This window comes from Pseudomonas sp. Tri1, from assembly GCF_017968885.1.
In the GTDB taxonomy this organism is placed as follows: domain Bacteria; phylum Pseudomonadota; class Gammaproteobacteria; order Pseudomonadales; family Pseudomonadaceae; genus Aquipseudomonas.
The window spans coordinates 5,081,316-5,093,384 of sequence record NZ_CP072913.1 but is presented as its reverse complement, the minus strand read 5'-3'; the positions used below and the strand labels follow the sequence as shown (position 1 = coordinate 5,093,384).

At 58.6% G+C, this 12,069-nt stretch carries 4 protein-coding genes and 1 pseudogene; 4 read left to right on the top strand and 1 reads right to left on the bottom strand.

Annotated features, from left to right (window positions below; genetic code table 11):
* The 4 genes and pseudogenes from J9870_RS21975 to J9870_RS21960 all read left to right on the top strand — a co-directional run.
* A pseudogene (locus tag J9870_RS21975) lies at nt 1-717 on the top strand (adenosylcobinamide-GDP ribazoletransferase); the annotation flags it as partial.
* A 210-nt stretch (nt 718-927) separates the two neighbouring features.
* A complete protein-coding gene (locus J9870_RS21970) occupies nt 928-2,892 on the top strand; it encodes a hypothetical protein (RefSeq protein WP_210640046.1) in 1,965 nt (654 codons plus the stop codon).
* 171 nt (nt 2,893-3,063) lie between these two features.
* Complete coding sequence (locus J9870_RS21965) at nt 3,064-5,265, top strand: autotransporter outer membrane beta-barrel domain-containing protein (protein WP_210640044.1); 2,202 nt, start codon at nt 3,064-3,066, stop codon at nt 5,263-5,265.
* 129 nt (nt 5,266-5,394) lie between these two features.
* On the top strand, nt 5,395-6,897 hold the full coding sequence (locus tag J9870_RS21960) for a hypothetical protein (RefSeq protein WP_246883040.1): 1,503 nt from the start codon (nt 5,395-5,397) through the stop codon (nt 6,895-6,897).
* Nucleotides 6,898-7,079: 182 nt separating this feature from the next.
* Here J9870_RS21960 and J9870_RS21955 read toward each other — a convergent pair whose 3' ends face one another.
* Nucleotides 7,080-12,065 carry an RHS repeat-associated core domain-containing protein gene (locus tag J9870_RS21955; protein ID WP_210640042.1) on the bottom strand — a complete coding sequence of 1,662 codons (4,986 nt, stop codon included), beginning with the start codon at nt 12,063-12,065 and terminating at the stop codon, nt 7,080-7,082.
* Nucleotides 12,066-12,069 lie beyond the last annotated feature (4 nt).

Genomic DNA, 12,069 nt, shown 5'->3' with positions numbered 1-12,069 from the left:
ATGCTGCCATTCTGGATCGCCCTGCAATTTCTCAGCAGCCTGCCGGTGCGCCTGCCAGACATGCCTGAACCTGAGCAACTGGGTCGTTCGCTGCTGTTCTATCCACTGGTGGGGCTGTTGTTCGGTGTTTTGCTGTGGCTGCTCAATGCCCTGCTGCTCGGCGCGCCGCCGTTGCTCCACGCCGCGCTGTTGCTGACGGCGTGGGTATTGCTCAGCGGCGGCCTGCACCTGGATGGCCTGGCCGACAGCGCGGATGCCTGGCTGGGCGGCTTCGGCGATCGCGAGCGCACGCTGTTGATCATGAAGGATCCACGCAGCGGGCCTATCGCGGTGATCACGCTGGTGTTGGTGCTGTTGCTCAAGTTCACCGCGTTGCTGGCGTTGATCGAGCAAGGGCAGGGCGCGATGTTGATCATCGTGCCGGTGCTGGGGCGTGCTGCGTTGCTCGGCCTGTTCCTGACCACACCTTACGTGCGGACCGGCGGGTTGGGCCAGGCGCTGGCCGACCATCTGCCCCGGCGTGCCGGTTGGCAGGTGGTGCTGGTGTGCGCGCTGGGTTGTGCGGTGGTGGCGGATTGGACCGGCCTTTTTGCGCTGCTGGTTGCCGCGGCGGTGTTCGTGGGCTTGCGCCAGGTGATGTTGCGCAGGCTGGACGGCTGCACGGGGGATACCGCTGGGGCGTTGCTGGAGTTGCTGGAAATGGCGGTTCTGGTGGGGGGGTGTTGGTCTGATCAGGGCCCCGATCACTGTGCAAATCCCCACCTGTCAACTCTGACAGTTTCGTCGAATTTGAAATAAGCGCTTACTTCGCTCACGTGCAGAACGACGGGAGACATCTGGCAGTGCCCGGTAGAAATCGGTCTGCTTTTCGAACTGAAGCGTCATGGGGACCCATGGCAGCAAGGTGTGAATACGGAGAGCGATAACATGGCTGGTTCAGATAAGAAAGCGCAGCTTACATCCGATGAAAGCGTATCCGGCGGGCCAGCGCCGTTCGTGGTTCAGGACCCGGTGGTGGTGCCTGCTGCGTTACCGGGATTACCAGTGGGGCTTATTCGCAGGTCAGACCTTGATACCGGTTTGAAAACAACCATCACCACCTGGGGCAACACAATACCGTCCGGTGCGACGGAATACTTCCGGCTGCAGTATGCGAGGGCAGACAGCAACGAATGGACAACCTTCCAGGAGCACGCTGTCGTGGGTGGCTCTGCCTGGGTGCCGCTGGAATTCAATATTCCCAGCACGTTCTTGCTGGACCCTGAGAACGAAGGCCCTTTCGACCTTCGCTATGAGCACGAAAACTTCCTGGGTGTCTTCGACCATTCAGGGCGCGTTCTCATCCACATCGACAAGGTCCCGCCCAATGGTGCGATCCCCCCGGGGAAAATGATATTCACCATCACGCCGCCGATCACCGATGCAACGTTTGGCTCGAACGATTACCTGGAAGCGACCATTCCTCCTTGGACCGGTGATCAAAACGATGTGACGATCGGGTACGGCTGGATAAAGGGAGAGTTGCCCGACGACCCTTCGGATATTGACTTGGTATTTCAGCCCAATTTTACCGGCGGCACTACGATCAGGATCGACAAGCAAAAATTTATCGACGCCGGCGATGGCCGTTGTTCCGGTGGCTACGTGCTGATCGACAAGGCTGGCAACGACAACTTGTCTTTGTATGAGCTCATGTCGGTTGCGCTTGGCCCCTTGCCCATTCCGCCGCTCGACGCACCTACTGCCGCGGATGCCACGGGCGGGGAGCTGGTTCGCTCGGACTTGGTCGACGGCAACGTACTCGTCAATGTACCCCACGTCACCAGGGGCAAGTCGACCGATACAGTTGTCGTCAAATGGGGCACCAGAGAAATTACACCGGGCACTCCGTTGGGTAGCAACCCATCGGGTGGGATCAACATTCCCGTCCCTTGGGCCACGCTTTGGGCAGAATACGGCAGTACGACGACGGGGGTGGTGGCCACACCGCTGTCCTATACCGTACTGCGTGGTGTAGAGCCTTTTGGCTCGGCGGTAGCGACCGTCCAATGCAATTTCTCCGGTCCGGGGCCGATTAACCCGGATCCGGAGCCCGGTAACGACCTGCTGGAAGCGATCACGGTCGTGGGGGAATCGGATGTCGACAACGAATTGGTCGCCAGTGACGAAGACCAGCCGATCCTGGGCAAGATCAAACTGGTTGCCCCCCTGGTTGACGGTGACACTTATCAAGTCATGTGGAATGGCACCCCCAACGGGTCCCCCTATGTGATTGATACCTCCAACGATACTGCGGGGGACATCATCGAAATACCGCTGGATTGGGACGTCATCCGCGACGAGGGCCCGGACTCGGCGATGCCGGTGTGGTACGTGTTGACCAGCGCGACCCACGTAAACCCGCAGGAGCCGAAAATCCGTACCCCGGTCAAGATCGATTTCCTGGTTCGCTATCTGCCGGAGGCCATTGCCCTGAACACCAATCCTAATGGCATCGTGACTTGTAATTCCTTGCGTTGGAATGCAGGGATGACGACCTTTGGCATCGAGTACTTGATCCCGCCGAGTGCGTACCTGCAGGCAGGCGACGATGTCGAAGTGGAGTGGAAGGCCTACACGAACCATGATGCCCCGGTGTTGGTGCCCTCTGCGGGTACAACACACACGTTCACCGACATCACCCAGGCGCAGGCCGATAACGGGATCGTCTGGCTCATCGAGCCCTATGCCACTCATGTTCTGCCAACCTGGCTGAGTTCTTCCCAGATAGGCAAAGGTGAAGTGAGCTACAAGATCACGGGAAAACCTTTCCTGGAAACGCCGACCAACACGCAAGTGGCGATGTCGCAAGGCGAGGGCACCTGTGACGTACCACCGCCACCGAACCCTTGAGGGCGCACTCATCCGAGCCATACCGCCCCGGAAAAGGGAGGGAAAACCTCTTTTTTCCTGCGGTTGGCTTGGTCGGTTATGCAGGTGAATTCAGAAAAATCCTACATACCGTTCTGACAGCGCTCTGTAGCCTGCGCGACCTTCTGTATCTCATCGTCACAGGGTGGCTGTATGTCTTCGGTTAAATCTTTCACGCTGCATCCGTTATTCCGAGCTTTGAAGCTGCTGTCCATCCCGCCGTTGTTGCTGATTGCCGAGGCGGGGTATGCGAGGGTCCTTAACCCTGGCGAGATCGTGTCCATCGACAGCTCCACTGCCTCCGATAATTACGTGTTGAACGGTGAGTCGACATTGAACGCCGACGGCGCCACCACCCATGACATCACCGTCAATAATTCCACCTTGAACCTCAACGACACCCAGGTGCAGGCAACGGGCGCCAACGGCGTTCACTTGAATGCCGGCCGGGCGGATATCGCTGGCAACAGCCTCATCGTCAGCGACCGGGTGGGCCTGGTGGTCAGCCGCGATGCTGCGGCGACGACAGGTTCCAGCGCGACGGTGAGTGACAGTACCATCATGGGGGGAACGACCGGTGTTTCGGTCAACGGTTTGAGCGAGCTGACATTGCTGCGCTCGACCGTCGTGGGCACCGGCGCCACTGCGGCGGGCATGCGACTGTTCGGGGGCACTGTAACGGCCGTCGACAGCCAGATTATCGGCAACGGGAACGGGCTGGAAATAGGCGGTGATACCGTGGGTGGCCCCGCCACGCTGACCTTGGATGGTACCCATGTCGAGGGCCTCAACGGCTCGGCGATCGTGGTCGATACGCTGGGCTTGGGGCCGACCACCGCCAACATTTCGGTGGTCAACGGCTCCACGTTGTCGGCCAGCAACGGCATCCTGATGGACATTCGCCGTGGCGCCGAAGGCAACCTGCAGGTCAGTGGCAGCCACCTGGTCGGCGATATCGTCGCGGACAGCACCAGCACCGCCAATGTGCTCCTGGAAAACGCTGCCACCCTGACAGGGCGTCTGGAGAATGTCCGGGACCTGGGCGTCAACAGCAACGCGCGCTGGGTCATGGTCGGTGACGGCGAGGTCGAGAACCTGACCATGAATGGCGGCGCCATCCAGTTCGGCAACCCAGGCGAATTCTTCAAATTGAACGTCGGCACGTTGTCCGGTACTGGCGGCATGTTCTACATGCACACCGACTTCAAGACCGGCCAGGTCGACACCCTGACCGTAACCGGCACAGCCACCGGCAATCACACCATCGCCATGGACGCCAGTGGTTCAGAGCCCGTGGGGGCGGGGGCCATTCCGGTGGTCCATATCGGCAGCGGCGACGCGACCTTCACCCTGGCCGGTGGCGAAGTGGACCTGGGGGCCTATTCGTATGACCTGATCAAACAGGGCAGCAACGACTGGTACCTCAATACCGCCACGCGCACCGTCAGCCCCGGCACGCGCTCGGTCATAGCGCTGTTCAATGCCGCGCCGACGGTCTGGCTGGGTGAACTCAGCGCCCTGCGCAGTCGCATGGGTGAAGTGCGCATGGACCCCGGCAAGGCCGGCGGCTGGATTCGCGCCTACGGTAACAAATTCAATATCAGCGCCAGCGCCGGCGTTGATTACAAGCAGGTCCAGCAGGGCCTGTCGTTCGGTGCGGATGCGCCGCTGCCAACCGGCGATGGCCAGTGGTTGGTGGGCGTGCTGGGTGGCTACAGCAAATCCGACCTGGACATGAGCCGGGGCACCAGCGCCACGATCGACAGCTACTACCTGGGCGCCTACACCACTTGGCTGGATGAGCAGAGCGGCTATTACTTCGACGGCGTGCTCAAGTTCAACCGCTTCCAGAACGAGTCCGACGTGCAACTGAGCGACGGTCGCAAAACCAAGGGTAACTACGACAGCCATGGGATCGGTACGTCCCTGGAGTTCGGTCGCCATATCAAGCTGGCGGACGATTACTTCGTCGAGCCGTTCACCCAGTTGTCCGGGGTGATTATCCAGGGCAAGGACTACGACCTGGACAACGGCCTCTCCGCCGAAGGCAGCCGCACGCACTCGCTGCTGGCCAAGGCGGGGGCGACTGCCGGGCGCAATTTCAACTGGGACGACAAGGTGGTGCAGCCCTACATTCGTGCCGCCTACGTGCATGAGTTTGCCAACAACAACGAAGTGCAGGTCAACGACAATCGGTTCAACAACGACCTGTCGGGTTCCCGTGCCGAGTTGGGGGCCGGTGTGGCCATGAGCGTGACCGACAAGGTCTCGATCCACGCCGATTTCGACTACAGCAATGGCAACAAGATCGAACAACCGTGGGGTGCCAACGTTGGCCTGCGCTACCTCTGGTAGGGCGGCTGGGCGGGCAGGCATGCCGGATTCGATTCCGGCATGTGCCCTTTGCGGCATTCGAGTGTTCATCAGGATTTTGCCCAGCGGCCATGGCCGAGGGTTGATATTCATCGATGGAGAACATGAACAATGTCATCGACCAAGTCCAATCTGCTCGACCCGACCATGACCGCCCCCTGGACACGGCCCGAACCACTGCCCGATGTTCCCGGCGGCGAGCCCAACCTGCTGCACCGGACGGCCTGGAGCGATCCGGCCAACCCCTTGAGAGTCGAGTTCAAGCCCTGGCATGAAAGCCCGCCGGTTGGGAACTGGATCGAACGGGTCGATGTGTTCCTGGATGATGACGAGCGTGATGTCATCGGATTTCGCGAGTGGCCCTTGCCCATGGACCCGGACGATTACTTTATCGAGATCAGCGCCGACAAGTTGCCCTCTGGCGAGCATAAACTCAGCTTCATCATGACCAACTTTGTGGGCGTAGAGGCGCGGTCATTTCCGTTCACCGTCACCGTCGATAAAACTGCTCCCATACTCGCCACCAACAGTTCGTTGGTGCTCCCTGCCGAAGTCCTCCCGCCCAACAAACTCACTGCCCACTACCTTGAACTGAACAGCGACGAACTCAGGGCTGCGCTCCCGGCCTACGTGGCCCCCCGACCTTGGGACCGCATCACCTGGTACTGGGGCGCGACGCCCGGCACCCAGGACCAGGGAGGTGTGATCGAACTGGATGACCGCAACTATGCCGATCCGGTGGTCGTCACGATCCCGGGTGATTTGATCCGGAGCAGGGGCGACGGCTGGCGGTATGTGTGGTATCAGGCGCAGGACCGTGCGGGTAATCAGAGTTTGCGGTCTGAACCGGTTGAGTTGAGTGTCGATGCGACGCCGATCCCTCGTGATTTGCCGTGGCCCTCCGTGGAGGGCGCGCTCGGGACAGGAGAGCAACAGACGTTGGATCCGTTGACGCCCATTAATGGCGTTGTTTTTGTGCAAGTGCCGGAAATCGCCGTTATCTACCCGGATGAAAAGGTATGGGTGCAATGGGGGGAACCTGGCACCTTGGGCGCTACGCGGATCGAACAGCCGGTCAGTTCTGGTTCGCGTCGTTATCAAGTGGAGATGAGGTACCTGGCAGCTCACATTGGCCGGGTATTGCCGGTGTCTTATGGGGTGATTGATGCCAAGGGGCAGGAACATCCTTCTGTCCAACGCAGGCTGCTGGTGCAAACCCTTCCGAGCCAGCGACTGGAAACCGTCCAATGTGAAGGGCTTTCCGGCGGTAATTTGAGTTACACCGCAGTACCTGCAGAGGGCGCTCGGCTGACGCTGAATAAATGGCCGCTCATGACGACGGACCATTGGGTCCTGATCACGATGACGGGAGTCAATTCGTCAGGGCAGGATTCGTCATTCGAAGCAGTGAGAAAGCGTGCGGTGACTGAGCAGGAAACCTATGCCGGCATTGGTTTTGGCACCGAGGTCAGGGTACTCAAGACGTTTTTGAATACGCTGCGACGCAATGCGCCCTTAACGGGCAAAGTCTATGTGAGTTTTGATGGTGGGAACACGTGGCCGCCGTTGGCTGCGCCTAATTTTCCGTTGTTGCAATTGACTTTGGTTAACTGAATTTTATCTAGCGAAGGGTCAATTAAAATCGTCTGGCTTTTCATTTGGTTACTTTTTTATGAAAAGCAGGGTGGAGGCTGCGGTGCCACGGGAGTGCTGTTATGTTTGTTTACTAACTAAGGGGAAGCAGGTATGCAACCTAAAATTGGATTGCATACCTGATTATTAAGATTGAGGTTGTTTTAAACAATCCAGCCTGGTTTTCTATAAAAACCTCCGGTTAAAACTGTGACTTTTCCTAGCTGTTCTTTCTGTCGTGTATTTAGGGTTCCTATCTGTTCGTCAGACAGTTCTCGTGCCGATTTAAGTCTGGGCGGCGGTGGGGTATTTGCCCCTGACCTGGTGGAGGCATAGTTACTCGTAGGGAGGGGATCATCATAGTCAGGACGTGGAATTCGCACGCTAGTATGATTTGAACGTTCAACCGTGTTCTCGGACTGGTAAAAATAGAGCGCTTCATTTGTTCTGCTGCTGTTTTGTTGGGCTGGCAATGGATCTTCTCCCGGAGTGCCAGCAGTACTGTTTCTAGGGCTGACGCTAGGGCGTCTACTTGCGGAACCACTGTTACTGCTCGAAATACTAGACCTTGGTGAGCTGGAGACGGCAGGAGCGCTTTTGCCACCAAATTTTCCGCCTAAATATGCACCACCACTCACGAGTCCACCCAGGGCGGTTAACACCAAGCCTACGGTAGTTATCGCTTCGTTGCCTGCTTCAGTTCCATATATGGTTAATCCAACACCAATGGTTACTATTGCTAAACCGACCAGTGCTGCCGTCGCCCCTCCAGTCACGACGGCTGAAAAAATAGCGCCAACCAGCGCAATCGCTGCAAAAGCGTAAGTCGCTATTTTCCCCCATATAGATTGCTTGGGCTGTTCGATGGGGTCGATATACCCCGGATCTTCCGGACGACCACCATAGGCACCGTAGGCGGGCCGATGCCCGCTAGGGTCTCGGAATGTAATCGGATTCCCCAGGCAATACGCATAGGGGTTGATCCCGCCCGAGCCGAACGGACTGAACGAATCCGGACTGTGAAAACGCATCAGGTTGGGGTTATACACGCGGTAGCCGCGACCCAGCAGATACCAGTTATCGTCGTTCTCACACAACTCACTGTTGAACGCCAGCAAGCTGTGCAAAGCATCATCACTGCTGCGAATGCCGTAGGCGCTGTACGCGACAGTGCGCACATCCGATTGCACACACTGGCCGATGACATGGGGGCTGGCGTCGGTCAACAGCAAGATGGCTTCGTCATGGTCATTGATTTGCTGTTGACCCAATGGCCGCTCGCCATGAAACAGGTACTGGGTGCCGGTTCCATTGTGCAACGTGTGGCTGAGGTTGTAGCCCTGATAGAACCGCAGGGTTTCGTGTCCATCACCCTGGCGGACCCCAACCAAATGATCATGCCCATCATAGCGATAGCTCACCAGGGCTTGCCCTTGCGAATCCTTTACAGCCACCAGGCGACCATGATCGTCGTAGACCAGGCGTCGATTGTGTTCGTCGTTGAGCATGCGCCCATTGGCGTCGTACTCGAACTCGAGGAGCTCGGGATAGCCACCGGCGGTATAGGTATGGGTGATCCGATTCAGTTGGAAAGGATCATCGGGGTCGTAGGTAAATACTGCGATATCGCTAAGACCACCCTCGAATTGGGTCGTCACTCGCAGGATGTTATCCAGCTCATCGAACCTGAATAACTGGCTGACGATGGGGTTGCCATAAGCATCCTTGGGCAGGAGGCTGCCCGTGCACGTGTGATGGACGAGTCGGTTGCGTGAGTCGTATATGAACGCTTCATCGAGCACACAGGTGCCGTCCAGGAGCACTTGGCGGTTCTTGAGTTGATTGTCGCCTTGCCAGGTTTGGGTAATGACCCGTGGGGGCTGATTATTGACAGTCAAAGTCCGCTCGACCTCTCGGCCTTGCAGGTCATGCTTGATATCGGCGGTTAGTGTCGAGGTCGGGCTGCGAGTCGTCGTGCGACACAACTGGCCCAGTGGGTCGTAATCGAAGTCGGCATTGAGCGCACCCTGAACTACGGTCTCGGCACGCCCGAAATCGTCATAGGTATAAACGGTTTCCAGGCCGTCAGTGTGACTTCGCCGAATCTGCCGCCCCAGGAGAGAGGTCAGGTAAGTGGTCTCTATCCGTGTGCCGTCGATGTCGGTCCAGCTCTCGTACTCCAGCGCACCGGTATCGGTATAGCGATATTCCCGCTGGCCTTGGTTGTTTTGCGCGCGGGTGATCGCTCCGGTCTTGAGGTCATAGGCATAAGTCGCTGATTCATCCCTGGCACTGGTGACCGCTACAGGTTGCAGGGTCAGTTCGGGTTTGTATTCATACTCGAAGACTTCATTGGCCGGGCTGATTCGTTGGCTGGGCTGCATCTGGCCCCCGGTGTATTTGAAGGCCTCGATTCGCGGATTGGCCGTCGAACCGACGCGCCGCTCGGTCATGCGCTGGAGGCTGTCGAATGCCTGTTGGCCGACAGTGACGAGGGGCTTGGCGCTGGGTTTCACGCTCAAGCGGGTGGTCTGTTCGCCGAAGCTGTGCTCGGCGAACGTCCGGCCAATGACGGTGTGGTCGGGCATGGTGGTGGCTTCCATTCGACCCCACGCGTCATAGGCAAAGAGCGTCTCGCGCTCCTGCTCGTCATACAGTTCGATTTGTTTTACGCAGTTGCTCTTGCCGTCGTAGGTGTATTCGACCGCGCCTACGATAGGCAGCCCCGTCATCCCAAGCAGGTGGCGCAAGTGCTCCTCTACCGGGCGTTCGGGCTGTTGGCGGCACAGATCGACCAAGGGCTGCGCGTCCAATCGCTCGAAGCGGTCCAACTTGCCGAAGTCGTTGTACTGGCTGCTGGTCAGGCCGCTGATGATCGTTGTCGTTTCGGTTTCCGGCGTTTCCAGCCATTGGTACTCAATGGGGCCGCTGAGGCCGAAAGGCGACCATAGGTAGCGACTCACAACGCCATCGGCCATGGTCACGCGGTGGGCAACACCCCAGGCATCGTATTCGAAGCCCTGGCGCAAAGGCATGGGCTTATCTTCCAGCCAGTCATAGCGGACCTCTTCGATCAGGTTGTCCAACTTGTCGTAGCTGGCCGCATAGATCTGGCGTGGCGCTTTCGCATTCTCGATCCGTTCTTGATAAATCGTTCGTCCCAGGCCATCGAAGCGCGTGAGGGTGGTGACGCCGCTGACGTCAGTCACGCTATGCGACGCTTTTTGGCCGTCGACGCCGGTCAATGTATAACTGAAGAGGCGTTCGGCTTTAACGTCGGGTGACGATGGCGAGACGATTTCTTTGATCACCCGACCCAGGGCATCGAACTGGCGAAGCAGTTGCACCCCATCGACGTCGCTGGATAGCACCATTTCACCGGTGATCAGCGAGTTTTGCTGGGACGTCGCTTTTTCAATGCCATCAAAACCCGTAAAGAGTTCGGTGGTCTCCAAAACGGTTTCCCCAGCCAGTACGCTCGGCAGTTTGTCGTATTCGTACAGGATCCTGCTGGTGGTGCCGTTGAGGGTGGTTTCCTGGCTGGCCACTCGGCCGTGCAAAAACACGTTGCCCGGTAATTCGTGGTAACTGCGCAAAGTCTGTTGCAAGGTTGTTTCGTCATTGCCTTCAACTTGCAACAGGGTTTCGCATTCAACCGCCAGCCAGTCGTCTACTTCACTGCCGGTCAGCGGCTTGTGTGCCGTGTAGCGCAGGCGGGTGCGCAGCGTCGGCGCGCCGGGCTTGCCCTCGGGCGAAGGGATCACCGTGGTGTCTTTCAGGTTGCGTTGGAAACGGTCCGGCGGGCAGCCGTCCTCGCCATTCTTGGCGTAGTAGGTGTAGACGGTCTTGATGCCGCTGGGCTCGACCTGTTCGGTCTGGTTGCCATGCTCATCGTAAGCGCTGCGGGTGATTTCGGCGCGGTATTGGGTCGCGTCGTTGTCCAATTCCCAACTGGTGATGACCTCCTTGGGAAACTGGAACTGCGGGACTTGGCGCTCGAAAGCCACATCCTCGGCGTAATACTGAGTCTTGACGCGCTTGATGCAGTGTTCCTGCGTGGTTTTTTCTTCCGTCAGCAGGTGAAAGCGGTTGTAGCGGCGTTCGACCTGGCGCACCACCTGCCCGCCGACCATCAGGCTGGCGGTGCTGCCGTATTCATAGCTGGCATCGAGTTTGTACAGCGGGTCCATCCCGTCTTCCCAACTGACGGTTTCACCGGCGCCGAGAAAGTTACGGCCGGTGTAGCTGAAGACCATGTCGATCATCGTTTCATCGGCGTTCGATTGGCCGAAATCCGGGTAATTGCGATGGCGGGTGACCCGAGGCAGGTTGGCCCGCACGACGCCGCCCGGATAGGGATGGCCGGTGTCGGCGTACTCAATGGTTTCACAACCACCCACCGGGGTCTTGACCTCGTGTAGGCACAAAATGTTGCGGATCGGTCCGTTGCCATAGCCAAAACGCCAGGAACCCTTGTCAGGGGTGGGCAACACAATTTCCGTGACCCAACCGCTGGCGTTGAGCTTCATTTCATAGCGCGCCAGCGCCGCGCTGCCAGGGCCTTCGGGGCGCACGAGAATTTCCACCCACTCATCGCCGGCATGACGGTTAATGCGCAGCAGCTCGCCTTGGGCGTCGTTGATGCTTTGCAGGCATTGTCCGCCCCGGAACGATGTATAGGCCAGCGTGAGGCTGTGACCGGCCGGCGACTTGAGGCTCACGGGCAAGGCGACCCGGGTAAGAACGCCGCCGACCTGGAGTTCCTCGACCATTCCGGACTTGTGCACGACGCGATAGCGGTCGTTGTCCAGCTTCTCGAAGTGGAAGCTGTCGAGTTTCTTTTCCTTGATGTCGGGGGTGGGACCGCTGCCGGTCACCTTGAAAGTCTCCCCGGTACTCAAGGCCAGGATGCTGTCTCTGGGCGTGAACTGAGTCAGGTTCAGGTTCCAGCCGACCCCGAAGCCGGAGTCCAGGATGTTGATCGGACTGAAGGTCAGGTTCAGCGGGAACGCCGGGCCGTTGAGCCAGTTGCTCTGGACTTCGGGCAAATCGATGGAAACGGTGTATTGCCCGGTGCGGGGGTCGACGCCGCTTTGTACGTAGCTCAGGAATCCGAATGCCTGGGAGTGCACGGTTTTTGAAATGGTCATGGCC